The 23,392-nt window shown below is 64.5% G+C and carries 26 protein-coding genes; 15 read left to right on the forward strand and 11 right to left on the reverse strand.

Translation table 11 applies throughout. The features are described from left to right. Positions 1-58 precede the first annotated feature (58 nt). The 3 genes from fabD to JJE66_RS21570 form a co-directional block, all read right to left on the reverse strand. Positions 59-1,018: an ACP S-malonyltransferase gene (fabD, locus tag JJE66_RS21560; protein WP_200516516.1), complete on the reverse strand. Its 960-nt coding sequence runs from the start codon at positions 1,016-1,018 to the stop codon at positions 59-61. Between the two features lie 174 nt (positions 1,019-1,192). Then, the gene (locus JJE66_RS21565) at positions 1,193-2,218 is read right to left on the reverse strand and encodes a fatty acid desaturase family protein (protein WP_200516517.1); all 1,026 of its coding nucleotides are present in this window, start codon (positions 2,216-2,218) and stop codon (positions 1,193-1,195) included. 3 nt (positions 2,219-2,221) lie between these two features. Beyond that, positions 2,222-2,926 carry a TetR/AcrR family transcriptional regulator C-terminal domain-containing protein gene (locus tag JJE66_RS21570; protein WP_200516518.1) on the reverse strand — a complete coding sequence of 235 codons (705 nt, stop codon included), beginning with the start codon at positions 2,924-2,926 and terminating at the stop codon, positions 2,222-2,224. Between the two features lie 347 nt (positions 2,927-3,273). Between JJE66_RS21570 and rpsF the strand changes: the two genes are divergently transcribed. The 4 genes from rpsF to rplI all read left to right on the forward strand — a co-directional run bounded on the left by rpsF (position 3,274) and on the right by rplI (position 5,778). Further along, entirely contained in the window at positions 3,274-3,774 is a 501-nt protein-coding gene (gene rpsF / locus JJE66_RS21575) for a 30S ribosomal protein S6 (RefSeq protein WP_027535223.1), read from the forward strand. A gap of 5 nt (positions 3,775-3,779) precedes the next feature. Beyond that, complete coding sequence (gene rpsR, locus JJE66_RS21580; RefSeq protein WP_007592020.1) at positions 3,780-4,019, forward strand: 30S ribosomal protein S18; 240 nt, start codon at positions 3,780-3,782, stop codon at positions 4,017-4,019. Positions 4,020-4,147: 128 nt separating this feature from the next. Continuing rightward, positions 4,148-5,125, forward strand: coding sequence for a hypothetical protein (locus JJE66_RS21585; protein WP_200516519.1), 978 nt, complete (start codon positions 4,148-4,150; stop codon positions 5,123-5,125). 47 nt (positions 5,126-5,172) lie between these two features. Next, positions 5,173-5,778 carry a 50S ribosomal protein L9 gene (gene rplI / locus JJE66_RS21590; protein WP_200516520.1) on the forward strand — a complete coding sequence of 202 codons (606 nt, stop codon included), beginning with the start codon at positions 5,173-5,175 and terminating at the stop codon, positions 5,776-5,778. 39 nt (positions 5,779-5,817) lie between these two features. Here rplI and JJE66_RS21595 read toward each other — a convergent pair whose 3' ends face one another. The 3 genes from JJE66_RS21595 to JJE66_RS21605 all read right to left on the reverse strand — a co-directional run bounded on the left by JJE66_RS21595 (position 5,818) and on the right by JJE66_RS21605 (position 8,047). Then, positions 5,818-6,285, reverse strand: coding sequence for a PaaI family thioesterase (locus tag JJE66_RS21595; protein WP_200516521.1), 468 nt, complete (start codon positions 6,283-6,285; stop codon positions 5,818-5,820). Beyond that, a complete protein-coding gene (locus JJE66_RS21600; RefSeq protein ID WP_200516522.1) occupies positions 6,282-6,893 on the reverse strand; it encodes a TetR/AcrR family transcriptional regulator in 612 nt (203 codons plus the stop codon). Before JJE66_RS21600 ends, JJE66_RS21595 begins: the two co-directional genes overlap by 4 nt. 104 nt (positions 6,894-6,997) lie before the next feature. Next, the gene (locus JJE66_RS21605; RefSeq protein ID WP_200516523.1) at positions 6,998-8,047 is read right to left on the reverse strand and encodes a hypothetical protein; all 1,050 of its coding nucleotides are present in this window, start codon (positions 8,045-8,047) and stop codon (positions 6,998-7,000) included. A 278-nt stretch (positions 8,048-8,325) separates the two neighbouring features. On the opposite strand from JJE66_RS21605, the gene JJE66_RS21610 reads away from it, so the two are divergent. The 4 genes from JJE66_RS21610 to alr all read left to right on the forward strand — a co-directional run bounded on the left by JJE66_RS21610 (position 8,326) and on the right by alr (position 14,203). Beyond that, complete coding sequence (locus JJE66_RS21610; RefSeq protein ID WP_200516524.1) at positions 8,326-9,576, forward strand: cyclopropane-fatty-acyl-phospholipid synthase family protein; 1,251 nt, start codon at positions 8,326-8,328, stop codon at positions 9,574-9,576. Between the two features lie 97 nt (positions 9,577-9,673). Then, a protein-coding gene (locus JJE66_RS21615; protein WP_200516525.1) for an IS630 family transposase occupies positions 9,674-10,622 on the forward strand; the annotation gives its coding sequence in 2 pieces (ribosomal slippage) (positions 9,674-10,009 and positions 10,011-10,622; 948 coding nt in all). Positions 10,623-11,370: 748 nt separating this feature from the next. Further along, positions 11,371-12,879 carry a replicative DNA helicase gene (locus tag JJE66_RS21620; protein ID WP_200516526.1) on the forward strand — a complete coding sequence of 503 codons (1,509 nt, stop codon included), beginning with the start codon at positions 11,371-11,373 and terminating at the stop codon, positions 12,877-12,879. 46 nt (positions 12,880-12,925) lie between these two features. Then, positions 12,926-14,203, forward strand: a complete 1,278-nt coding sequence (gene alr / locus JJE66_RS21625; protein ID WP_200518644.1) for an alanine racemase — start codon at positions 12,926-12,928, stop codon at positions 14,201-14,203. A 17-nt stretch (positions 14,204-14,220) separates the two neighbouring features. Here alr and JJE66_RS21630 read toward each other — a convergent pair whose 3' ends face one another. Beyond that, positions 14,221-14,439, reverse strand: a complete 219-nt coding sequence (locus tag JJE66_RS21630) for a cysteine rich repeat-containing protein (protein WP_200516527.1) — start codon at positions 14,437-14,439, stop codon at positions 14,221-14,223. A gap of 40 nt (positions 14,440-14,479) precedes the next feature. Here JJE66_RS21630 and JJE66_RS21635 point away from each other — a divergent pair, with 40 nt between their 5' ends. Continuing rightward, positions 14,480-15,250, forward strand: a complete 771-nt coding sequence (locus JJE66_RS21635) for an exodeoxyribonuclease III (protein WP_200516528.1) — start codon at positions 14,480-14,482, stop codon at positions 15,248-15,250. Between the two features lie 26 nt (positions 15,251-15,276). Here JJE66_RS21635 and JJE66_RS21640 read toward each other — a convergent pair whose 3' ends face one another. Then, the gene (locus JJE66_RS21640) at positions 15,277-15,645 is read right to left on the reverse strand and encodes a GFA family protein (protein WP_200516529.1); all 369 of its coding nucleotides are present in this window, start codon (positions 15,643-15,645) and stop codon (positions 15,277-15,279) included. Between the two features lie 273 nt (positions 15,646-15,918). On the opposite strand from JJE66_RS21640, the gene JJE66_RS21645 reads away from it, so the two are divergent. After that, positions 15,919-16,644: a sulfite exporter TauE/SafE family protein gene (locus tag JJE66_RS21645; RefSeq protein ID WP_200516530.1), complete on the forward strand. Its 726-nt coding sequence runs from the start codon at positions 15,919-15,921 to the stop codon at positions 16,642-16,644. A gap of 67 nt (positions 16,645-16,711) precedes the next feature. Beyond that, positions 16,712-16,993: a DUF6894 family protein gene (locus JJE66_RS21650; RefSeq protein ID WP_200518953.1), complete on the forward strand. Its 282-nt coding sequence runs from the start codon at positions 16,712-16,714 to the stop codon at positions 16,991-16,993. On the opposite strand, the gene JJE66_RS21655 is transcribed toward JJE66_RS21650, so the two are convergent. From JJE66_RS21655 to JJE66_RS21665, 3 genes are all read right to left on the reverse strand, one after another. Beyond that, positions 16,948-17,142 (reverse strand): DUF1236 domain-containing protein, encoded by a 195-nt coding sequence (locus JJE66_RS21655; protein ID WP_200516531.1) that lies wholly within the window; start codon positions 17,140-17,142, stop codon positions 16,948-16,950. The genes JJE66_RS21650 and JJE66_RS21655 overlap by 46 nt on opposite strands. Before the next feature lie 234 nt (positions 17,143-17,376). Continuing rightward, entirely contained in the window at positions 17,377-18,351 is a 975-nt protein-coding gene (locus JJE66_RS21660) for a patatin-like phospholipase family protein (protein WP_200516532.1), read from the reverse strand. Between the two features lie 46 nt (positions 18,352-18,397). Beyond that, a complete protein-coding gene (locus JJE66_RS21665) occupies positions 18,398-18,634 on the reverse strand; it encodes a DUF3551 domain-containing protein (RefSeq protein ID WP_200516533.1) in 237 nt (78 codons plus the stop codon). Positions 18,635-18,752: 118 nt separating this feature from the next. On the opposite strand from JJE66_RS21665, the gene radA reads away from it, so the two are divergent. The 4 genes from radA to JJE66_RS21685 all read left to right on the forward strand — a co-directional run bounded on the left by radA (position 18,753) and on the right by JJE66_RS21685 (position 23,331). Further along, on the forward strand, positions 18,753-20,201 hold the full coding sequence (gene radA, locus JJE66_RS21670; RefSeq protein ID WP_200516534.1) for a DNA repair protein RadA: 1,449 nt from the start codon (positions 18,753-18,755) through the stop codon (positions 20,199-20,201). Positions 20,202-20,369: 168 nt separating this feature from the next. Further along, a complete protein-coding gene (locus JJE66_RS21675; protein ID WP_027535210.1) occupies positions 20,370-20,999 on the forward strand; it encodes a CvpA family protein in 630 nt (209 codons plus the stop codon). 28 nt (positions 21,000-21,027) lie between these two features. After that, the gene (gene purF / locus JJE66_RS21680; RefSeq protein WP_200516535.1) at positions 21,028-22,539 is read left to right on the forward strand and encodes an amidophosphoribosyltransferase; all 1,512 of its coding nucleotides are present in this window, start codon (positions 21,028-21,030) and stop codon (positions 22,537-22,539) included. Positions 22,540-22,587: 48 nt separating this feature from the next. Further along, complete coding sequence (locus tag JJE66_RS21685; RefSeq protein ID WP_200516536.1) at positions 22,588-23,331, forward strand: SDR family NAD(P)-dependent oxidoreductase; 744 nt, start codon at positions 22,588-22,590, stop codon at positions 23,329-23,331. Positions 23,332-23,392: the final 61 nt, after the last annotated feature.

The raw sequence follows: 23,392 nt of genomic DNA on the forward strand, positions 1-23,392 counted from the left end.
CTTCAAAGCACGATCAGGAAAAGTGTGTAGCGGTTTTCCGGAAAGATCGTGCGCAAACTTACCCCTGCTTCGCAGCGGCCAGTGCATCCTTGGCGGCGGCAATGTCGTTCGGACCGCCCACAGCAACGCCGATCGCGCCGTCGGCGATGCGCTTGACCAGCCCCGTCAGCACCTTACCCGCGCCGATCTCGAAGAAGCGGGTGACGCCCTGCCCCGCCATATAGGCGACCGACTCGCGCCAACGCACCGTGCCGGTGACCTGTTCGACCAGACGGCGCCGGATAGCGTCGGGATCGGTGATGGCGCTCGCCAGCACGTTCGAGACCAGCGGCGCCGCCGGCGCCTTGATCGTGATCTGGGACAGCGCCTCCGCCATGGCGTCGGCAGCGGGCTGCATCAGCTTGCAATGGAACGGTGCGGACACCGGCAACAGCATCGCGCGTTTGGCGCCCTTGGTCTTGGCGATCTCGACAGCGCGATCGACCGCAGCCTTGTCGCCGGAGACGACCACCTGCCCGCCACCATTGTCATTGGCGGCCTGACAGACCTGACCCTGAGCCGCCTCCTTGGCGACCTCCATGGCCGCTTCATAATCGAGGCCGAGCAGCGCGGCCATGGCGCCGGCACCGACCGGTACGGCCTTTTGCATTGCGAGACCGCGAGTGCGAAGCAGCCGCGCGGTGTCGGAGATCGTCAGACTGCCGGCCGCAGCCAGCGCTGAATATTCGCCGAGCGAATGGCCGGCGACAAAGGCAGCGTCCCGCCCCACGGAAAATCCAGCCTCTGCCTCGAGCACGCGCAGCGTGGCCACAGACACCGCCATCAGCGCCGGCTGGGCGTTTTCGGTGAGCTGGAGGGTTTCGGCAGGGCCGTCCCAGATCGTGGCCGTGAGCTTTTCCCCGAGCGCGGCATCGACCTCGTCGAATACGGCGCGCGCCACCGGGAAGGCCTCAGCCAGGGCCTTGCCCATGCCGACGGCTTGGGACCCCTGCCCCGGAAATGTGAATGCTGCCGTCATCGGCGCTCCCTCGATCGCTTGAGCAATGTTCTATGAGAACCGGCAGCCGACTACGTCCGGCCCACGCCTTGGTTCCCGATCATGCTCCGAAAGGGCCGTAGACAACGTCCGAGGCCGGAATGTCAAGCCGAGATAGGCAACTCAGGCTGCATTCAACCAGGGATTCGGGTCCCCTCAGAATCCGCCGTTGGTCTGGCTGGCGTCGACCGACGCCCCGGCCCGCGCGCGGCGCGCGCTGTTCACCAACTTGCCGGGACGATCATCCCGATCGGGCTTCGCGGTCGCGAGCCGCAGCACCGCTGCGTAGCTCGGCTGCACCTCCATCCGCTCCGCGTGCCGGCTCTCGCTGAGCAGGCGATGGACCTTCGGCAAATTGTAGCAGGGCACGTAGAACAGAAGATGATGCTCGAGGTGATAGTTCACGTAGTACGGCGCAATGAACAGACGCTCGAGAAAATTCGCATGCGTCGTGCGCGTATTGCGCAAGGGATCGCCGCTATCAGGGACGACGGCGTGCTCGGCGATGTTGCGGATGCGGGTGATGACCATCATCCAGGTCACGAGCGGCACCAGCCATAGCAGCGGATAGGCCCACCACACGCCGGCCGCCGCAAGCGCCGCGAACATCGCTGCATTGACGAGGCATTGCGGACCGAGCTTCTCCCAAAAATGCGCCGCGCGCTGCCGCCACGGCCAATCGTTCGGCCCGAGCGCGTTGAAGAGTTGCGCCTTGCGCTGCTGGTAGCCGGTCTGCCCGGTGATGTCGCGAATGAACTTGCGGCGATAGCTCAGCCTGGTGATCGGAAACGGCGCCGACAGCACCAGATCAGGATCGTCCTCCTGCTGGGTGCGCGCGTGATGCTGCAGGTGATAGCGCCGATAGCTGCGCGTCTCCGCAAACAGGGGATAGGCGCAGAACCACTGGCTCAGCGTGAGATTGGTCTTCTCGTCCGAGGACAAGCAGCCATGCGCGCCGTCATGCATGAGGATCGCGAGCCCAAGCTGACGCGAGCCGATGATGGCGACGGCGAGGACATAGGTGATCGGATTGGGCCACCACGCCACCAGCGCGATCGCACCAATGATCAGTGCCCAGGCGTGCGCGATCAGCGCCGCGCCCTTCCAGGTTGCGCGCTGGCGCACGTCAGCCAGTTGATCGTCGGTCAGGAAATCGCGGGCACGCATGCGAAGCGCGGTCATGGCCTACCCCTCCTCATTCGAATGGCTTGATGCGTCGCGTTCGCCGACCAGACGCAGGCGCGCCGTGTCGCCAGGGGATTTCGCCTGCTCGCCGAGCACACGCAACATTTCGGCGCACAGCGCCTCGGGCGAACGACCCATGGCGTAGCCCTCGAGGATGATTCCGATGGCGACGGCCCAGAACCGCCGCGAGCTTTCGTCGGGCGCGCGCAGCGAGCGCCAACCGTGTCGTGCCACCTGGCCCGCATAGGCGCGCGCGCCTTCGCTGTGCAGGCGCTCGATGGTGCGCTCGACCAATGGCGCCAGATCCTGGCGCCGCCGCGTCAGCGTCAGCGCTTCGGCGAAGAAAGCGATCGAATCGCTCGCCGTCACGGTCTCGGCCAGCGCGTGGGTGTATTCCCGCGGCGTGCGCGCCTTCAGCGCCGCCTGCTCGGTCGCGCGCGCCAGATACAAGAGATCGCGGCAGGCGCATTCGACGAACAACGCCTCTTTGGTACGGAAGTAATAGGTGATCTGGCTCGGGAACGCGTCCGCCGCGGCTGCGATGTCGATGATCGCCGTGCCGGAAAGCCCCCGCTCCCGAAACAGCGGGCTCGCCGCATCCAGCAGCAGGGAACGCATCTTGCGGCCCGCCGAGCGCGTGGCGCGCGCCGCGTGCTTCGGGTCGCCAACCGTTTCAAACGGCTCCTGGGCCGACTTTTCCGCCATCGCATCCTCCGTCTTGATTTATTTGTATGACATACAAACAAATAGATCAAGCCGGATGCGGTATGGGAGGACTGATCCCGAATTCGGCGCCCCGGAACCGACCGGGCCGAAAACACGACCCTCGAACCTTGCCAAGCCGGCCAAAATCCGTATAACGCGCGCATCCGCAGACCCCGGCCGGGAGCTGAACGGACGGTCTCAGCAAATCATTCGTGATCTTGGTGTGGCAGGGCCAGTCGGCCCGTCGTCCCGTGTTTCCGCCTTCTGAGCTTAATCCCAGAGTCCTTTCCGAAGGCCTCTTAAGGGCTTGACGCCGGGCGATGCGCCAACATGAGGAAAGGACCACCATGGCTCTCTATGAGCATGTTTTTCTCGCGCGTCAGGACGCGAGCACGCAGCAGGTCGAAGAGCTGACTGCGCAGATGACTGGCATCGTCGAGGGTCTCGGCGGCAAGGTCACCAAGACCGAGAATTGGGGCGTGCGCTCCCTCACCTACCGCATGAACAAGAACCGCAAGGCGCACTTCGTGCTGCTCAACATCGACGCGCCGTCCGCGGCGATCGCCGAGATCGAGCGCCAGGAGCGCATCAGCGAAGACGTGATCCGCTATCTCAGCGTCCGCGTCGAAGAGCTTGAGGAAGGCCCGTCTGCGATGATGCGCAAGGCCGACCGCGATCGCGAGCGTGACGACCGTGGCGGTGGATTCCGCGACCGTGAAGGCGGCGGCTTCCGTGGCGACCGCGAAGGTGGTTTCCGTGGTGGCGATCGCGACGGTGGTGGCTTCCGCGGGGACCGCGGCCCGCGCCGCCCGCGTGAAGACGCTGAAACCACGACGGATGGGGAGTAAGAACAATGGCTGAAGCTGGTGCACGCCGCCCGTTTTTCCGTCGTCGCAAGAGCTGCCCGTTCACGGGCGCGAATGCTCCGAAGATCGACTACAAGGACTCCAAGCTGCTGATGCGTTACGTCTCCGAGCGCGGCAAGATCGTGCCGAGCCGGATCACCGCGGTGTCCGCGAAGAAGCAGCGTGAGCTCGCCCGCGCCATCAAGCGCGCGCGGTTCCTGGGCCTGCTGCCCTACGTCATTCGTTAAGACGAATTCGACCGGCGGCGATCACGCCGCCGGTCGTGACTTTCTGAACTCATAAGGCTTCCGGGTCGTCCGGTCGCCGATGGTTGGGGCAAAACGCCTCTAACCGCTCGAAGGGAGCGGGACAGCTGATGATGGTATTTGGACTGATAGCCCTGGTCGCCGGCGCTGCGTCGGCTCTGATGTTCGCCTCGATCGTGTCGGGCGCGCTGATCTCGCTCGTCCTGTTCTATCTCGCGCCGCTGCCGCTGATGGTTGCCTCGATCGGCTGGGGTCCGCTCTGCGCGAGCCTCGGCGGCATTGCCGCCGCGCTCGGCCTCGGCGCCCTGTTCGGACTGCCCTACTGCCTCGCTTTTGCCGTCACGGTTGCGCTGCCGGCCTGGTGGCTCGGCCATCTCGTGCTGCTCGGCCGGCAGGTGGATGGCGCGACCTCTCCCCTTGCCACCGAAGCGCGGGCCGAACCCGATATCGAATGGTACCCAGTCGGCCGCATCCTGCTGTGGATTGCGGGCTTCGCGATGCTGACCACGATCGCCGCCCTGCTCACACTCGGCACCGACGCCGAGGCCATCACCGGCACGCTGAAGCGCGGCCTGATCCGCATCCTGCACGCCGCCGACCCGCAGGCCCCGAGCGAATGCGACCAGTTCATCGACGCTCTCGTGACGATCGCGCCGGCCGCCGCCACCATCGTCTCGATGATGACGCTCACCCTCAGTCTCTGGCTCAGCGCCAAGGTGACGGCGACGTCGGGCCGGCTGCGACGCCCCTGGCCGGACCTGATGACGGCCGAACTGCCGGCGACGACGCTCGCTGGCCTCTGTGTCGCGCTCGCTCTCTGCTTCACCGGCGGCCTGCTCGCGATCGTCGCGCAGATCGCTACGGCAGCGTTGATGATGTCCTACGCGCTGACCGGTTTCGCCGTCCTGCATACGCTGACGCTGGCGCTGAAGAGCCGCACTTTCTGGCTTGGCTCGACCTATGTCGTGGTCGTCGTGTTCGGCTGGCCGGTGATTGCGATGGTGGCCCTCGGCCTCGCGGATGCCGTGTTCGGCTTCCGCGAGCGCTTCCTGCGCAACCGGCAACCGCCGCCATTGCCGACATCTTAAATCAAACCCGAAACTGAAAACCCAGAGCACTTCAAAGGAGAACAAATATGGAAGTCATTTTGCTGGAACGCGTGAGCAAGCTCGGCCAGATGGGCGAAGTCGTGAAGGTTCGCGACGGCTACGCCCGTAATTTCCTGCTCAAGCGCGGCAAGGCGCTACGCGCCACCGCGGACAACCGCGCCAAGTACGACGGCATGAAGGCCGAACTCGAGGCTCGCAATCTCCAGAGCAAGGGCGAGGCGTCCAAAATCGCCGAAAAGGTCCAGGGCAAGAACATCATCGTGATCCGTCAGGCTTCGGAAGCCGGCCACCTGTTCGGCTCGGTCACGGTGCGTGACGTGGTTGTTGCCTTCGAGGCCGACGGCGTTTCGCTGTCCCGTCCGCAGGTGCAGCTCGACGCGCCGATCAAGACCATCGGCAAGCACACCATCACCGTCGCCATCCACCCCGAAGTCGAGGTTGAGGTCTCCGTCACAGTTGCGCGCAGCCAGGACGAGGCCGAGCGCATCAACCGCGGCGAGGACATCTCGACCCGCAACGAGGACCGCGACGCGGCCGCCGAAGCGATCGCCGCCGCTGGCGAGTTCTTCGATCCGGAAGCCCAGCACGACGATGCCGAGCCGACCCCGGCTGCGGAAGAGACCGAGAAGTAAAACCTGCTTTCACGCAGGCGACGACGAAGCCCGACTGCCTCAGGCAGCCGGGCTTTTCGTTTTTGCGGCCACGTCCTCGCTCAGCATCGCGATCGAGGCGAGCGCCGTCGCCGTATGCTTCTCGACACCGTCGCTGACGCAGAACACGTCGGCCGCGACCACGGAGACCTGACGTCCCGGCTTGATCACCCTCGCTCGGCAGATCAGTTTGTCGCCGACCGCCGGCGATAGTAGATTGAGCTTGTATTCCGCCGTCAACGCCGGCTGGCCGCGCGAGGTCGCCGCCGCAATGGTCGTGGCATTGTCAACCAGGAAGGCGGTGACGCCGCCATGGAAGAAGCCATGCTGTTGAAGCAACTCCGGCCGGCGCTCGACTGCAATCGTGCAGGTGCCCCGCGACAATTCCGACAGTTCGGCTCCGACGAGATTCATAAAGCCCTGCCGGCCGACATTGGCGTGGATGCGCTCGGCGATCGGTATGAACTCGGGATCGGGTTCATTGCTCATGACACCACTCCTTCCTGGTTGTTGGCACGGCCGGGCGGCACCAGCGCACGGATGGCACAGGCGATCAGCGTATCGACTTCACTGCGCGGATCGGCGCGGTCGCGCCCGGAGAGAAAGGCACGGCAGAAGATCTGCGCGGGGCCGATCAGCTGGCTGACGAACATCATGGCCGGCATCGACAAGAGCTCGCCACGCGCAACCAGCGGCGCGCGCCAGCGCTCGATCCCTTCAGCGAGCCGCGCATTCTGGGTGCGCTGGGCGTCGCGGACGTCCTCACTCCACTCGCCGCGCGAGATTTCGAAGAGATAACGCGCCTCGCGCCGACTCGACACGACCCAGTCGAGGTGGGCGCGGATCAGGCGATCGATGCCCTGCGCCGCATCGGGGACCGGATCGAGCGCGGCGAGCATCGCGGCGTGATAGTGCCGCAGCACCTCCAGAAACAGCGCGCCGGCGAGTTCCTGCTTGGAACTGAAGGCATGAAAGAAGCTGCCGTTGGAGGCCCGAGCCTTGGCGCGGATGGCGGCGACCGTCGCGCCCTCGAAGCCCGACCGATCGAATACCGCGAGCCCCGCAGCCAACAAATCGTCGCGCACGCCGGATGACATCGATCGCTCCTAGAGTAATACTCTAGAGCTATACTCTAACGGTGGTCAAGACGATGCGAAGGCCGCGCCACGCGCGGCCTTCGCAGATCGACGAGATTGTCTGTTTATCGCGAGATCGGCGGAGTCGGTGGACCGGAGGACTCGGCGGGCGCAGGAGACGGAGCCGCGGCGGGCGCGGACGGCGCTGCCTCTGCCGGCTTGCCTGCAGGCTCGGAGCTGCTGCTCCTGGCGGGCTCGGAAGCGGTAGCGGCGGCGGGCTTCGGTGCAGCCGATTCAGCTGGCGTGGAGGCAACCGCCGGCGCTGCCGGCGTTACCTGCGGCACCGGATCGGGGCGCAACGCCGGCGGCGCCTCGCTTCCGCTCGGCTCCACCTTGGCGCTCTCCGGTTTGGCCTCGGCCGGGTTTTCGGCAGGCTTGGCGCTGTCGGGCTTGGCTTCGTCGTGGCCGGAATCGACCTTGGCGCTCTCGCTCTTCGGCTCAGACTTGAGTTCAGATTTGGGTTCAGATTTGGGTTCGATCTTGGAGTCGACCTTGGGCTCAACCTTTGGCGCCGCAGCGTCTTCAGTCTCCGGCTTGCCGCGCTTGCTCAGCCGCTTGCTCTTGCGGCCCGCAGGCGCTTGTTCGGTGGTGGCCTCGGGCTTGGCGCCTTCCTTCGCACCTTCCTTGGCGCCCTCCTCGCTCGGCCGCGCTGTGCGCTTCTGACGACCTTCAGGCGCAGGGCCGGCGCCCTCGCCCTCAGGCTTGGCGGCCTCGTGCGAGCGCTGGCGGCGGCCCTGATGTTCGGGGGACTGCCCGGGATTGGTGTTGGCTTCCTTCTCCTTGGCGCCGTCTTTCTTATCCTTGCCGTCCTTGCCGCCATCCTTGGATTGGTAGCGGGCGTCGGTGGCACCGTTGGAAATGAGGTACGAGGCCAGCACGCCGGCCATGTCCGGGCTGATCGTGTAATGCTGACGCAGGAAACCCGGCAGCGAACCCGGCGCCACCGTCTTCAACAGGCCTCTCGGGCTCTTGTGGCAGGCATTGCAGGTCTGCGCGAAGATCTGGGATGGGGCCTTGCCGGCCTCGAGGTTCGTCGCCTGCGCGAGAGCGGCATCGGTGGCGCCGAAGCCGATCAGAAATAGCACCGTGGCGAGACTGAGCGCTCGGCTCGACATTCCCATCATCTCCATTGAAATCCGACAGATACGGCCGGCATGCGAGCGCGGCGGCGGTCACCTTTTAGCCGATTGCGCCGCGAATGGAAGCGCACTCATCAAGCATGTAATCCCGCGATTTTCGAATATCGGGTTTGAACACAACGCATTAGCGATCTGGGGACAGGCTGCCTAAATTTACATGCGACCGCATTGGAACTATCATAATTTCCAAGCGTGAATGTGTGAGGGCCGGGTTTAGTCGCTTCTTTTCGGGTTCGCTCGAGAGGTGTGTGTCGATGGACCGCTTGTTGCGTACGTTCTTGTCCGACTTCATCCGCCGCGGGTCGATGACGGTGACCACGGCAAGCGGGATGAAATTTACTGTCGGCGACGGCTCCGGCGAGCCGGTCGTAGTCCGTTTCGTCACTGCCGACGCACAAAGGAAGGTCCTCGTCAATCCCGAGCTCGGACTTGGCGAGGCCTACATGGATGGCGAGTTCGTCGTCGAGCGTGGCAGCATAGCCGATGCGCTTGCGATCCTGCTCGATCAACCCGACCTATTGCCACGCTGGGCAAAGCCCTGGTGGCACCTGCGCTATCTCACGCGCCGCCTCCAGCAGTTCAATCCGCGCTCGCGCTCCCGCAGCAATGTCGCACATCACTACGATCTCGACGCAAGGCTCTATTCCCTCTTCCTCGATGCCGACAAGCAATATAGCTGCGCCTATTTCGAGACGCCGGACACCACGCTCGACGACGCACAGCTCGCCAAGAAGCGGCACATCACCGCAAAGCTGCTCGTCAATGGTGGTCAGCGCGTGCTCGACATCGGCTCGGGCTGGGGCGGGCTTGGCCTCTATCTCGCCGAGATCGCAGGCGCCGACGTCACCGGCGTCACGCTGTCGACCGAGCAGTTGCAGGTCGCGAACACGCGCGCCGCCGAGAAGGGCCTGATGCGACAGGCCCGCTTCTTACTTGAGGATTATCGCGACATCGACGGCCAATTTGACCGGATCGTCTCGGTCGGCATGTTCGAGCATGTCGGGGCCAAGTTCTACGATACCTATTTCCAGCGCTGCGCCGAGTTGCTGAGCGAGGACGGCGTCATGCTGCTGCATTCGATCGGTCGCTCGCAGGGGCCGGATTCGACCAATCCCTGGATCGCCAAATACATCTTCCCCGGCGGCTACATCCCCTCCCTGTCGGAGGTGCTGCCTTCGATCGAGCGCGCCGGCCTGCTGGTCTGCGACGTCGAGATTCTGCGCCTGCATTATGCGGAGACGCTGAAAGCCTGGCGGGAACGCTTCATGGCGCGGCGCGAGGAGGCCGTGCAGCTCTACGACGAGCGCTTCGCACTGATGTGGGAGTTCTACCTCGCCGCCTGCGAGATGACGTTCCGCAAGCAGGACATGATGAACTTCCAGCTCCAGCTCACCCGGCGCCAAGGCGTCGTCCCCATGACCCGCGATTATATCGCCCGCGAGGAAGCCCGGTTGCGCGCCCTCGAGGGCGGCGCAAGGCCGAGGCTCAAGCTCGCCGGTGAATGAGTTCTAGAGCGTTTCATTGCTTAATTGAATCGGAGGGGATTCCAGCTTTTGGCGGTTTGTGATTCAAGATGCTGACTGGATTGGAGGCCAGCATCGCATGACCCGACCTCTTTCCCTGGATCTTCGCGAGCGAGTAGTGGCGTCGGTTTTGGCGGGCGAGAGCTGCCGGTCCGTGGCCGAGCGGTTCGGCGTTGCGGTCTCGTCGGTTGTGAAGTGGGCACAGCGGCAGCGGGCGACCGGCTCGGTTGTGCCCGGCAAGATGGGCGGCCACCGCAAGCCTGTGCTCGATCCGCACCGCGCCTTCATCGTCGAGCGGATCACTCAGACGCCGCACCTGACGCTACATGGTCTGAAGGCGGAACTGGCAGCCCGCGGGGTCAAGGTCTCGCACAACGCGGTCTGGCTGTTCCTGCGCCGAGAAGGGCTACGCTTCAAAAAAAACACTGTTCGCCCTTGAACAGGCTCGCACAGACATCTCTCGCAGGCGTCAACGTTGGCGATCCTGGCAGGCCGGGCTCGATCCGGGCCGGCTCGTCTTCATCGATGAGACCTGGATCAAGACCAACATGGCCCCGTTGCGGGGCTGGGGTCCCAAAGGGGCCCGCCTGCGCGGCTTCGCGCCGCACGGCCACTGGCGAACCCTGACATTCCTCGGCGCGCTCCGCCATGACCAACTCACGGCACCCTGCGTCTTCGACGGGCCGATCAACGGTGAATGCTTTCGCGCTTATGTCGAGCATCTTCTCCTGCCAACCCTGCGCGAAGGCGACATCGTCGTTCTCGACAATCTCGGAAGCCACAAGTCGAAAGCTGTCAGGCAGATGATCCAGGCCGCTGGCGCCAGGCTCTGGTACCTGCCGCCATACTCGCCCGACCTCAACCCGATCGAACAGGCCTTCGCCAAGATCAAACACTGGATGAGGCAGGCTCAGAAGCGCACCGTCGAGGACACTTGGCGCCACATCGGCCAACTCGTCCAGGACATCCAGCCTCGCGAATGCGCAAACTACTTCGCCAATGCGGGTTATGCTTCAGTCAAAAAGTGAAACGCTCTAGTGACGCAGGGTCGAAATCGGCGAGATCGGGAAAGAAGCTGGAAACGCCAATTGGGCGCGCAGTTCTGCCAAGGTTTCAGGTGCGACCGGCAGGCGCCGCTGTTCCGGTCGCGCGGCATGCTCCATGGCGGCGATCAGCCCCGACAGCCAAAGCCGGCTGGCTGCCTCGCTTCGCCATATGTGGGGCTGCCGTCCTGGCCGCATCCTTGTCTCCTTGGGGGTCGGAGAAATAATCCCCGGGCCGCCCGCCTGTTCCCTGTCCTACCCCCGAAAGAATCCGGGGAGATGTGATCTGGTTCACATTCCTCTCGTCGGCTCTGGCTTAGACCGTCGCCATGAGCAAAGAGACCCAAACCTCATTCGATGTGCAGGACGACCTCCGCACCGACTACGCCCTGATCGCCACCGGCGTCGGCGCGGCCCTGGTTGCGCTGGTCTATCTCCTGCTGGTCTGAACCCGACCGGGCGCGCCAGCGCGCCTCGCCGCACGCTCTCAAATACGTCTGCGCCTCAATTCATTAGGTTCACTGCATCCGGATTTTTCCGTGGCGCGATCGCGGCCACTTCCGGTCCGGGCGAGTTCCGCGAAAATCCGTCAAGCGTGGCGCATGCTGCGGCTGCTAATCATCCACCGCTTTTAAGATCGGTTGATAGCGACGAGCTTTTGCTTCCGCTTTGGGCCGAGGCGGCGCTTTATCCCGGCCCCGCATCCGCCCCAGAAAATTGCTATCGCTCGACCATGGCCCTGACTGATTCGAACGTCCTCAAACTCGCGCCGGAACCCGGAACTCCCGCTTATCGGAGCGCACCGCATAATATCGAGGCGGAACAGAGCCTTTTGGGCGCGATCCTGGTCAACAACGATGCCTTCTACCGGGTCTCCGACTTCCTGGAGCCGAAGCATTACTTCGAGCCGCTGCACCAGACCATCTACGAGACAGCCGGCAGCCTGATCCGGATGGGCAAGATCGCCACGCCCGTCACGCTGAAGACATTCCTGCCCGCGGATACCGACGTCGGCGGCATGACCATTGGCCAATATCTGGCGCGGCTCGCGGCGGAAGCGACCACCATCATCAACGCCCAGGATTACGGCCGCACCATCTATGATCTTGCGTTGCGGCGCGATCTGATCGGCATCGGCGAGGACATGGTCAATGTCGCCTATGACGCTCCGGTCGATTTCGCGCCGCGGGCGCAGATCGAGGACGCCGAGCGCCGGCTCTACGAACTCGCCGAGTCCGGCCGCTATGACGGCGGCTTCCAGAAGTTCTCGCAGGCTTTGGCGGTCGCCGTCGATCTCGCGGCAAAGGCGTTCCAGCGCGACGGAAAACTGTCCGGCATCTCCACGGGCCTGCGGGATCTCGACACCAAGATGGGCGGCCTGCAGCATTCCGATCTCATCATCGTCGCGGGACGTCCCGGCATGGGCAAGACGTCGCTGGCGACCAACATCGCCTACAACGTCGCGCAAGCCTATGTCGCAGAACTTCAGGCCGACGGCACCATGAAGGCCGCCAATGGCGGCGTGATCGGCTTCTTCTCCTGCGAAATGTCGGCCGACCAGCTCGCGACGCGTATCGTGGCCGAGCGCACCGGCATTCCCTCGTCCCACATCCGCCGCGGCGGCATCACGGAAGGCGATTTCGAGAAGATCCGCCACGTTTCGATCGAGCTGCAATCGCTGCCTTTCTATGTCGACGCGACCGGCGGTCTGTCGATCGCGCAGCTGATGGCGCGCGCGCGCCGGCTCAAGCGGCAGAAGGGCCTAGATCTCCTCGTGATCGACTACATCCAGCTGTTGTCGGGCTCCGGCAAGCGGAGCGAAAACCGCGTCCAGGAAATCACGGAGATAACGACTAGCCTGAAAGCGCTAGCCAAGGAGCTCAACGTCCCTGTGATCGCGCTGTCGCAGCTCTCGCGTCAGGTGGAGTCGCGCGACGACAAGCGGCCGCAGCTCTCCGACTTGCGTGAATCGGGCTCGATCGAGCAGGACGCCGATGTCGTGCTGTTCGTTTACCGCGAGGAGTATTACCTCGCCATGAAGGAGCCGCGCCCGGGCACGCCTGAACACGAGAAGTGGCAGCTCGACATGAGTCTTGCACACGGAAAGGCCGAAGTCATCATCGGCAAGCAGCGCCACGGCCCGACCGGCACCGTTGATCTGGCCTTCGAAGCCTCGGTCACGCGGTTCGGCGACCTCGCGTCTGACGCTCAATTGCCGGATCGTAGCGGCAGCGACTACTGAGTTCCTTGAACCCCGCGAGCCTCTTGCGTAAAACGGCGCCATGACATTGGCGTCCGACCCGAACATGATCCAGCAATCCGGCCTTCTTTCCGCGGAGGCCAATCAGGCTGCCGCGCTCGCAGCCTACGGTGGCGTGCTCATCGTCGATCTCGACGCCATCATCGCCAACTGGCGCAAGCTCGAGAAGACAGCGGTGCCAGCCGAGTGCTCGGCGGTGATCAAGGCCGACGCCTATGGCTGCGGCACTGCTCAGGTCGCGCATGCGCTGAACAAGGCCGGCTGCAAGACCTTCTTCGTCGCCACCATCGAGGAAGCGCGCACCGCCCGTGCAGCGGTGCCGGACGCCACGATCTATGTGCTCGGCGGCTATTTCCAGACCACCGGCGAGCACTACGCCAAGATCAACTGCCGTCCCGTGATCGGAGATCTCAACGAACTCGCCGAATGGGACGTGTTCTGCCGCCGCACCGGCTGGTCCGGCGGCGCCGCGATCCACATCGACACCGGCATGAACCGGCTCGGGCTGACGCTTGCCGAGGCGCAGGCCATCATCCCGCGCATCAATGCCGGCGACCATGGCATTACGCTGGTGATGAGCCATCTGGTTTCGGCCGAGCAGCTCAACAGCCCCGTTAACGCCAAGCAGCTCGCGGCCTTTCGCGGCATCGCCAGCGAATTCTCCGGCGTGCCGGCGGCGCTCGCCAATTCGTCAGGAATCTTCCTGGGCGCCCCCTTCCAGTTCGACCTGGTGCGGCCGGGCGCGGCGCTCTACGGCGTCAATCCGACGCCGGAGGCCGACAATCCGATGCAGCCGGTGGTGGATCTGAAGGCGCGCATCGTGCAGGTCCGCACCATCGAGCGCGGCGAGAGCGTCGGCTATGGCGGCACCTGGACCGCGCGACGGCCGACCAAGCTCGCGATCATCGCGGTCGGGTATGCCGACGGCTATTTCCGCGCCGCCAGCTCCAATGACGGCACCCGCGGCGCCGAGGTGATCGTCGCCGGCAAACGCTGCCCGGTTGCGGGCCGCGTCTCCATGGACCTGATCGCGATCGACATCACCGATCTGCCGCCGAACGCGGCACGGCGCGGCCATATGGTGACGCTGCTCGGCGAGGGCATCACCGTCGACGAGTTGGCACATCATTTCGGCACGATCGGCTATGAGGTGCTGACCAGTCTCGGCCACCGCTACGCCCGAGTCTACAAGGGCGGCAATGTTGTCGAGCCGCTGGCAAAGCCGGAGTCCGCGCAGGCGGCCGAACAGCCGCCCTCCCCGCCGCCGATCGAGCAGCCAGCAAGCCGGCCGCCGCTGCCGAGCTGAGCTGAGAGCCTCGGCGCTTACTTCTTCCGGCTGTCCAGCGCCGCCTTGCAGGTGGCGCTGAGCTGGTCGCGCTTGGCGTCGAGACAGGCGATAATCTTGCCACCACCCGGCGCGATGCCGGCACAGAATTTATCGTAATCCGCCTTGCACGCGCCACGCGGATCGGCCGATTGTGCCGAAGCAGCCCCGGAGAACGCGACGACGAATGCAATAGCGGCAAAGCTCAACTTGGACATTGTATCTCCGGTATCGGAAAGCGAGAGCCGGTAGCTCTACATGAAGATTGCGACATTCAACATCAACAACATCAACCGCCGCCTGCCCAATCTTCTGGCATGGATGCGCGCGGCCAAGCCTGATGTCGTCGCGCTCCAGGAGTTGAAGGCAAGTGATGGCGAATTTCCGGCAGCCGCGATCGAAAAGGCCGGCTACGGCGCAGTCTGGCGTGGACAGAAGACCTGGAACGGCGTCGCCATCCTCGCCCGCAACGCCGAACCCGTGCTGACGCGCGATCGGCTGCCGGGAAGGCCCGACGACCACGAGGCGCGCTACCTCGAGGCCGCTGTGCGCGGCGTCATCGTCACCAGCATCTACCTGCCGAACGGCAATCCGCAGCCGGGGCCTAAGTTCGACACCAAGCTCGACTGGTTCGCGCGGCTGAAGCGCCACGCCAAAACCTTCGTCAAGCAGGATCTGCCCGTCGTGCTCGCCGGCGACTACAACGTTGCGCCGACGGAGATCGACATCTACCCGACGCGCTCATGGGACAAGGATGCGCTGATCCAGCCGAAGAGCCGAGCCGCTTTTGCATCTCTTGTCGAACAAGGCTGGTGCGATGCGATCCGAGAAATGCACCCGGAGCAGCGCATCTACACGTTCTGGGATTACAAGCGGAACCGCTGGCCGCGCGACGCGGGCTTGCGGCTCGATCATCTCCTGCTGAGCCCTGCGCTGGTCTCGCGCCTGGCAAAAGCCGGCGTCGACAAGAAGGTCCGCGGCGAGGATGGCGCCAGCGATCACGCGCCGGCGTGGGTGGTGCTGCGGTAGATCAATGCGCGTCACGCCGTACCGCTTCACCACAGATTTTTGCCGTCGATCAGGTTCACCGGCACGGCCTCGAGATCGAAATCGTCGAACAGGCGCGCATTCACCCCAATCTTGGGATTGTCGAAATCGGGCTTGCCGGTCGACCAGTCCGGCGACTCGGAATAGGTGCCGCAGCCGCAGCTTGCGCAGAAATGATGTTTGACCGTGCGGCTGCCCCAGAGATAGGTCGCGACGTTGTCGGCGGGCGACAGCAGGCGGAACTGCGCCGGCGTATAGTAGGCCCACAGCGCGCCGCGCTTGGCACAGAACGAGCAGGTACAGCGCGTCACGCTCGCGGGCGCCTCTATCACCTCGAACACCGTTTCACCGCAATGACAGCTTGCCTCGATCGGCATGACCCGCTCTCCATTTTGTCAGGAGATGGTCGTAGCCGGGCCCTGCTGCCAACATGCTGTCAGCAGCGCGGCGCTCAAACAAAACATGAAAACAACCCCATGCACAGTAGCCGCCGCCCCCGCGCACTCAATAATTTGCGCTTATTCCGAAATTCGATTTGACTCGTCGGGCAAAACACCGGCAGGATGTCATCATGGACGAACTCCCCGTACGCTGCGAGCAGCGGGCACTCATCGGGGCTCCGTCATTCCCCGATTCCCGGAGCCCTGTCCTTGGCCTTTCTCTTCGTCCTCGGCGTCGGCCTGATCGCAGGCACCATTTCCGGCATCGTCGGCACCGGCTCGTCGATCATGTTGATGCCGGTGCTGGTCTATGCCTATGGACCGAAGCAGGCCGTGCCAATCATGGCGGTCGCTTCCGTGATGGCGAATTTTTCCAGGATTTTGGCCTGGTGGCGAGAGGTCGACTGGCGGGCCTGCGTGGCCTATTCGGTCACGGGCATTCCAGCCGCGGTGCTGGGCGCACGGACGCTATTGGCGCTGCCCTCGCACGCCGTCGATCTCGCCATCGGCATCTTCCTGATCGCGATGGTGCCGGTGCGGCACTGGCTCGCGCGGCACGACCTCGAGGCCAATCTCTGGCATCTCGCGATCGGCGGCGCGATCATCGGCTATCTCACCGGCATCGTGGTCTCGACCGGCCCGCTCAGCGTGCCGTTGTTCCTGTTCTACGGCCTGAGCAAAGGCGCCTTCCTCGCGACCGAGGCGGCCTCTTCGCTCGGCCTCTACTTCGCGAAATCGGTGACGTTCGAACGCTTCGGCGCACTGACGCAGGATGTCTTCATCAAGGGCCTGATCGCAGGCTCCTCGCTGATGGCCGGCGCTTTCGTCGCCAAGCGCTTCGTGCTGCACCTGAAACCGGAGATGTTCCGCCTGGTGATGGATGCGATCATGGTCGCGGCCGGTCTCTCCATGCTCTGGAACGCAACGCAGCCGTAAGCCTTCCGCGCCGTGCCGGAACGAAACCCCAGAGCGCAACGTTGCTGCGAGCAAACTCGAGGGGGTCGTGCCGCGCTATCATTTCGATCTGGTGGATTCCAAGACCGTGAGGGACGAAGGGGGCGCCGAGCTGCCGGACGATATTCAGGCGCTGGATCTTGCCGACGTGATTGCCGGGCGCCGGCGGCGCGGATCGTCCAGTGGCGTTTCTCTGGGATCGCTTTCAGGCGTCATCGGCATAATTTCCTCTCCCACAATGCGGGCCGATGTCGGGGGCGGCGAGCATACCGCGCTGTGCCGCCGTCAGCGCACGTCGGCGATGATTCCGGCCGCGCGCCGCGAGTGTTGATCGACGATCACGAGATCATTCCCGGCGATGAGGTACTGATCGCCCCAGAAGCCATTCAGCACTTTGGCGACTTCCGGCGGCAGGTCGGCGACCTCTGTCTGGCGTGGCACCGACGTCCCGATCATCATCTCGAAATTGGGGCGATCCATCGTCGGGCCATGAGCAGAACGATTTGGCGGCCCCGGCTCCTCGCGCCAGGATCGCAAGGATCCCAAGAAGGGAGGACGCGAGCGCGAAGTCCCGACGCCGGGATCTCCGACCAACGACCGAAAATCTCACGTCTCCGGCGGCGGTGGCGAGCGCGATCAGCATCACACCCATGATGACCGCACCAGGAGCTGAGAAATGGCTGAGCGCGCGCCTCGTCCTTCGAGACGACCGCGTTAGCGGCGCACGCTGCAGACCTCGTTCTGGCCGGGGGAAAGCCCTGCGCTATGTTGCATGTCCAGAAAGCCCGCCTGCCATTTCTGTGCCATCGCAACGTCCGACAGGTCGAAGGATTTCTCCGGCCCCGCCTCCTCGGCGCCGGGCCGATAGCTCAAAAGGTAGACCGTGTCGCTGCAGGTCAGGGCCTGGAGCTCGGCGCGGAGCCGGCGCGCTTCGAGGGCGTGGCGAAGCCGCTGAAAGGTCTGGTTGCCGAACGTCAGATCGCTCTTGCGCTCAGCTGCGGACTCGATCCCGTCGGGGACTTTGCCGTCCCGGGCATAGAGGTCGATGATATAGAGCCGCAGCGGGTTCGAAATCTCGAGCACAGGCTCAAACGGCGCGTTCAGCGAGAATCCACCATCGGCGAGCCATCTGCCGGCGACCTGCACGGGAGCAAACTCGGGGAGGAAACCGCAGCTGGCGAGGATGTGATCCATCTCTATTCGTTCAGACCGGGAATCGAACAAAGCGGCATCGCCGCTTTCGACGTCCGTCGCACAAATGGTGATGCGGGGTTGGCCGGCGTTCAGACGCCCGAAGTCGATCAGGTACTGCAAACGCTCCCGGGTCGGGCCGAGATCGTAGAGTCCGCCGAAATGGGACGCTGGAATCGGCAGCCGGGGATGGAAGAAGCCGGCGTGACCCACAAGGCGCGTGTTGATCGAGCTCAGCCAGGCGAACAGATGACGGTTACCGTTCGGCGTCGCAATCGACCCGCTTGGCCCATGCCAATACCGCCGCAAGTTCGCGATGCGATCGACCGCCGCACTTCCCGCGATCAAGGCGGCCGTAATTGCGCCGGCCGACGAGCCGGCAACCCAGTCCACCTCGCCTCCGGCAGACGTGAAGGCCTCGAATGCACCGGCATGGTAGGCGCCAAGCCCGAGGCCGCCGGCGAAGACCATGGCGGTCAGGGACGGGTCATCGGCCATGTCCACCTCGGATCCTCAGTCGGTCACACCGCGACGGCGGCAGCGATTACCGGTATCCTCTCCAGCGGCGCGCATAGGCGTAACGCGGATTGATGCCGCAAAAGGCATTGGTTCCCGATGCGCTCGCCATGCACTGCCCGTAGCTGGCGAACTGACAATTGCCGGGATAGCCCCAAATGCGGCCCTGAAGGCAGTAGCGGTCTTGGGCGGCCGCAGGCGTGGACATGCCGAAGCTCGCCACGGCGATCGATACAACGGCGGCTGCAAAAATTGAACGTTTCATGAGAGGCTCCAGATTTCGATATTGAACGCAGGTTTGGAAGCGGCGTTCCTAAGGCGGGCCCTCGCGCCCCTCCATTCCATGCTATGAGCACAGTCGATCTCCTCGACTCGCTGTCCCCATGGCCAAGAACACGCTTTCCTTCGTCTGTCAGAACTGCGGCGCGGCCTATAACCGCTGGCAGGGCAAGTGCGAGTCCTGCGGCGAATGGAATACGCTCGCCGAGGAAGACGCGACCGGCAGCGTGCCGGTATCGATCCGCTCCAAGCGCAAGGGCCGGACGTTTGCGCTGGAGAGCTTGTCCAGCAAAACCCAGGACGCGCCGCGCCTGTCCTCAGGCATGACCGAGCTCGACCGCGTCACCGGCGGCGGCTTCGTCCGTGGCTCGGTGCTGCTCGTCGGCGGCGATCCCGGCATCGGCAAATCGACGCTGCTGACACAGGCGACCAGTCTGATGGCGCGCACCGGCCACCGCATCGTCTACATCTCCGGCGAAGAAGCCATCGCCCAGGTGCGGCTGCGCGCCGAACGGCTCGGATTGTCGGATGCGCCGGTGCAGCTCGCGGCCGAGACCTCGGTCGAGGATATCGTCTCGACATTGTCGGAAGGTGCGGTCCCCCGGCTTATCGTGATCGACTCGATCCAGACCATGTGGACCGACACGGTGGAATCGGCGCCCGGCACCGTCACGCAGGTGCGCGCCTCGGCGCAGGCGCTGATACGGTTTGCCAAGAAGACCGGGGCGGCCATCATCCTGGTCGGCCACGTGACCAAGGACGGCCAGATCGCCGGTCCCCGCGTCGTCGAGCACATGGTCGATGCCGTCATGTCCTTCGAGGGCGAAGGCTCGCAGCAATTCCGGATCTTACGCGCCGTCAAAAACCGTTTCGGCCCGACCGACGAGATCGGCGTATTCGAGATGACCGGTCTGGGCCTGCGCGAGGTCACCAATCCATCCGAGCTGTTCCTGTCCGAGCGCGATCTTGGCACGCCGGGCACCGCAGTCTTCGCAGGGATAGAGGGCACGCGGCCCGTTCTGGTCGAATTGCAGGCACTGGTGGCGCCGACCTCGCTCGGCACCCCGCGCCGGGCCGTGGTCGGCTGGGATCAGAGCAGACTCTCCATGGTGCTGGCGGTGCTGGAGGCCCATTGCGGGGTCAAGCTGTCCGGCCACGACGTCTATCTGAACGTTGCGGGCGGCCTGCGCATCCACGAGCCGGCAGCCGATATGGCCGCCGCGGCCGCGCTGGTTTCGTCCCTGGTTAATGCGCAGTTACCCACAGATGCGGTCTATTTCGGCGAGATTTCACTCTCCGGCGTCATTCGCCCGGTGGCGCAGACCCCGGCCAGGCTGAAGGAAGCGGTCAAGCTCGGCTTCAAGCGCGCCGTGCTGCCCGAATCGGCCCGCGGAAGCGATGCCAGCGGTGACGCTGGACTGACCCTGAACGCGGTCAACAGCCTCACCACCCTGGTCGCCGAAATCGCCGCCAAGGGCTCCCGCCGCGGCGACTCGAACCCGCCTGCGGAGAAAAATGCCACACCGGCAAGATTCCGCCGTGGAGAGGGGTAGCTGGAGGTGACGTCAAGCGTCCCCACCGCTATACAGCCGTCACAATAGCAGCATGGGATTGCGTGGTTGCGGCCTTGCCGGGAACGTCGTCTGGCCTTCAGTTAGGGCGGCGGCCAAACACCGATTCGCTGAGCACCCTTTGAGAGTACGAGCGGACCAGACCAGCCGATGCCAGTAACACTCCTCGACCTGATCCTGCTCGGTGTGATGCTGATCTCGGGCCTGCTCGCCATGGTCCGCGGCTTCATGCGCGAAATCCTCTCGATCGCCGCCTGGGGCACGGCCGCGATCGTGACGCTGTACTCCTTCTCCAAGCTGCTGCCGACCGCCAAGACCTATTTCAACAACGACACCGTTGCGAGCGTGGTCGTGGTCGCCGGTGTGTTCGTCGGTACCCTGGTCGTGGTCTCCGTGATCACGGTCCGGATCTCCGACATGATCCTGGATTCGCGCATCGGGGCGCTGGACCGCACCCTCGGCTTCCTGTTCGGGCTGGCACGCGGGCTTTTGATCGTCGTGGTCGCCTTCCTGTTCTTCACCTGGCTGGTGCCGGACAAGCAGCGCCCGGACTGGGTCACGGGAGCCAAGTCCCGCGTGGTGCTCCAGGGAACCGGGGATTGGCTGATGTCCCTCTTGCCGGATGACCCCGAGAACACCATCTTGAAGAGATTCAAGAAAAACAAACCAGATGATGATCAAGCTGACACCGAGCAGCAGCCTTCGGGCAGTGGCGACGGCTACAGCAAACCGGCTCGTGACAGCCTGAAGAAGCTGATCGAGAAACCTGCGGCGCGTTGATTGAACCCTGAAAAGAGGCGCGGACGAGATGCGACACCCCGACCAGGACGCCCAATTTGATCTCGATACCGGCCCAGCCGCGCTAGAGCTTCAGGACGACCTGGAGGGAGATACGCTGCGCGAGGAATGCGGCGTGTTCGGCATCTACGGACACCCGGACGCAGCCGCCATCACGGCGCTTGGTCTTCACGCCCTTCAGCACCGCGGCCAGGAAGCCGCAGGCATCGTCTCTTACGACGGCAGCCGCTTTCACTCAGAGCGCCGTCTCGGCCTCGTCGGCGACACCTTCTCCCGCCGTGAAGTGATCGACCGCCTGCCCGGCAACATGGCGGTCGGCCATGTCCGTTATTCCACCACCGGCGCAACCATCCTGCGCAACGTGCAGCCGCTGTTCGCCGAGCTCAACGCCGGCGGCCTCGCAGTCGCCCATAACGGCAACCTCACCAACGGCCTGACGCTGCGCCGCGAGCTCGTCAAGCACGGCGCGATGATGCAGTCGACCACCGACACCGAGGTGATCCTGCATCTGGTCGCCCGCTCCAGGCGCGCCCGCTTCATCGAGCGCTATATCGACGCGCTGCGCGAGATCGAAGGCGCCTACGCGCTGGTCTCGCTCACCAACAAGAAGCTGGTCGGCGCGCGCGACCCCCGCGGTATCCGCCCGCTGGTGCTCGGCGACCTCGACGGCTGCCCGATCCTGACGTCCGAGACTTGCGCCCTCGACATCATCGGCGCGCGCTTCGTGCGTGACATCGAGCCCGGCGAAGTTATCGTGTTCGACGAGAATGGCCAGGACATCCACAAGCCGTTCCCGCCGATCGCGCCGCGGCCCTGCATCTTCGAGTACATCTACTTCTCCCGTCCGGACTCCATCGTCCACGGACGTTCTGTCTATGAAGTGCGCAAGGCCTTCGGCGCGCAGCTCGCCAGGGAGAGTCACGTGCCGGTCGACGTCGTGGTGCCGGTGCCGGATTCCGGCGTGCCCGCAGCGGTCGGCTACAGCCAGCATTCCGGCATACCGTTCGAGCTCGGCATCATCCGCAACCACTATGTCGGCCGCACCTTCATCCAGCCGACGCAGGCGATCCGCGAATCCGGCGTGCGCATGAAGCATTCGGCCAACCGCGCCGCGATCGAAGGCAAGCGCATCATCCTGATCGACGACTCGCTGGTGCGCGGCACCACCTCGAGAAAAATCGTGCGCATGATGCGCGATGCCGGCGCGAAGGAAGTGCATTTCCGTCTCGCTTCGCCCCCGATCGTCTATCCCGATTATTACGGCATCGACCTGCCCGATCGTGGTGGCCTGCTGGCTGCAACGCATTCGCTGGAGGAGATGCGTGAGCTCATCGGCGCCGACTCGCTCGCGTTCCTGTCGATCGACGGCATGTACCGTGCCATGGGCGAGCCCGGCCGCGACCCGGCCAATCCGAAATTCTCCGATCACTGCTTCACCGGGGCCTATCCGACCCACCTCACCGACCAGACCCAGACCGAGCCGCAACCGCGGCAATTGTCGCTGCTGGCGGAGGCGAGCTAAATTGGTCGTCCCGGCCTAGGCCGGGACGACGATGAATAGAACCTTCCGATGACATCTCCCCTCGCTGACCGTATCGCTCTCGTCACCGGCGCCTCGCGCGGCATCGGTTTTGCCACGGCCCTCGCGCTGGCGAAGGCCGGTGCGCATATCGTCGCGACCGCGCGCACGCAGGGCGGCCTCGAGGAGCTCGACGACGAGATCCGCAAAGTGGGCGGCAGTAACGCTACGCTGGTCCCGCTCAACCTCACGGATTCCGATGGCATCGCACGGCTTGGGGCAGGCCTGCACGAGCGCTACGGCAAGCTCGACATCCTCGTCGGCAATGCCGGCGTGCTCGGCCCCTCCTCGCCGGTCGGCCATATCGAGCTCAAGACGTTCAACGATGTCATGGCCGTCAATGTCTCCGCGAACTTTCAGCTGATCCGCTGCATGGAGCCGCTGCTGAAGAAGTCCGACGCCGGCCGCGCCGTGTTCATCACCTCGGGCGCCGCCAACAAGGCGACCGCCTATGTCAGCCCCTACGCCGCCTCCAAGGCCGCGCTGGAGACGTTGGCGCGCGCCTGGGCACAGGAAACCGCGAACACACCCCTGCGCGTCAACCTGTTCAACCCAGGCCCGATCCGCACCCGCATGCGCGCCACCCTGATGCCGGGCGAGGATCCGGCGACGCTGGAGACGCCCGAGCAGGTCGCCGAATTCATCGTCCCGATGTGCGGGCCAGACTGGACCGAGACCGGCAGATTCTACGATTACAGGACGCGCAGCCTGTTGAGCTTCCGCTCGCCGGCCTGATTGCACCTCGGCCCAAAAGTTAACCGACGGATGACGCTTCGACGCAGCGTCATCCGGCTTT

This window comes from Bradyrhizobium diazoefficiens (assembly GCF_016612535.1).
In the GTDB taxonomy this organism is placed as follows: Bacteria; Pseudomonadota; Alphaproteobacteria; order Rhizobiales; family Xanthobacteraceae; genus Bradyrhizobium; species Bradyrhizobium diazoefficiens_C.

Excerpts from the sequence above, each read along its gene's own strand:
- fabD (WP_200516516.1), bottom strand. The coding sequence starts at position 1,018 with ATGACGGCAGCATTCACATTTCCGGGGCAGGGGTCCCAAGCCGTCGGC.
- JJE66_RS21565 (WP_200516517.1), bottom strand. The coding sequence starts at position 2,218 with ATGACCGCGCTTCGCATGCGTGCCCGCGATTTCCTGACCGACGATCAA.
- JJE66_RS21570 (WP_200516518.1), bottom strand. The coding sequence starts at position 2,926 with ATGGCGGAAAAGTCGGCCCAGGAGCCGTTTGAAACGGTTGGCGACCCG.
- rpsF (WP_027535223.1), top strand. The coding sequence starts at position 3,274 with ATGGCTCTCTATGAGCATGTTTTTCTCGCGCGTCAGGACGCGAGCACG.
- rpsR (WP_007592020.1), top strand. The coding sequence starts at position 3,780 with ATGGCTGAAGCTGGTGCACGCCGCCCGTTTTTCCGTCGTCGCAAGAGC.
- JJE66_RS21585 (WP_200516519.1), top strand. The coding sequence starts at position 4,148 with ATGATGGTATTTGGACTGATAGCCCTGGTCGCCGGCGCTGCGTCGGCT.
- rplI (WP_200516520.1), top strand. The coding sequence starts at position 5,173 with ATGGAAGTCATTTTGCTGGAACGCGTGAGCAAGCTCGGCCAGATGGGC.
- JJE66_RS21595 (WP_200516521.1), bottom strand. The coding sequence starts at position 6,285 with ATGAGCAATGAACCCGATCCCGAGTTCATACCGATCGCCGAGCGCATC.
- JJE66_RS21600 (WP_200516522.1), bottom strand. The coding sequence starts at position 6,893 with ATGTCATCCGGCGTGCGCGACGATTTGTTGGCTGCGGGGCTCGCGGTA.
- JJE66_RS21605 (WP_200516523.1), bottom strand. The coding sequence starts at position 8,047 with ATGTCGAGCCGAGCGCTCAGTCTCGCCACGGTGCTATTTCTGATCGGC.
- JJE66_RS21610 (WP_200516524.1), top strand. The coding sequence starts at position 8,326 with ATGGACCGCTTGTTGCGTACGTTCTTGTCCGACTTCATCCGCCGCGGG.
- JJE66_RS21620 (WP_200516526.1), top strand. The coding sequence starts at position 11,371 with ATGGCCCTGACTGATTCGAACGTCCTCAAACTCGCGCCGGAACCCGGA.
- JJE66_RS21630 (WP_200516527.1), bottom strand. The coding sequence starts at position 14,439 with ATGTCCAAGTTGAGCTTTGCCGCTATTGCATTCGTCGTCGCGTTCTCC.
- JJE66_RS21635 (WP_200516528.1), top strand. The coding sequence starts at position 14,480 with ATGAAGATTGCGACATTCAACATCAACAACATCAACCGCCGCCTGCCC.
- JJE66_RS21640 (WP_200516529.1), bottom strand. The coding sequence starts at position 15,645 with ATGCCGATCGAGGCAAGCTGTCATTGCGGTGAAACGGTGTTCGAGGTG.
- JJE66_RS21655 (WP_200516531.1), bottom strand. The coding sequence starts at position 17,142 with ATGGATCGCCCCAATTTCGAGATGATGATCGGGACGTCGGTGCCACGC.
- JJE66_RS21660 (WP_200516532.1), bottom strand. The coding sequence starts at position 18,351 with ATGGCCGATGACCCGTCCCTGACCGCCATGGTCTTCGCCGGCGGCCTC.
- JJE66_RS21665 (WP_200516533.1), bottom strand. The coding sequence starts at position 18,634 with ATGAAACGTTCAATTTTTGCAGCCGCCGTTGTATCGATCGCCGTGGCG.
- radA (WP_200516534.1), top strand. The coding sequence starts at position 18,753 with ATGGCCAAGAACACGCTTTCCTTCGTCTGTCAGAACTGCGGCGCGGCC.
- JJE66_RS21675 (WP_027535210.1), top strand. The coding sequence starts at position 20,370 with ATGCCAGTAACACTCCTCGACCTGATCCTGCTCGGTGTGATGCTGATC.
- purF (WP_200516535.1), top strand. The coding sequence starts at position 21,028 with ATGCGACACCCCGACCAGGACGCCCAATTTGATCTCGATACCGGCCCA.
- JJE66_RS21685 (WP_200516536.1), top strand. The coding sequence starts at position 22,588 with ATGACATCTCCCCTCGCTGACCGTATCGCTCTCGTCACCGGCGCCTCG.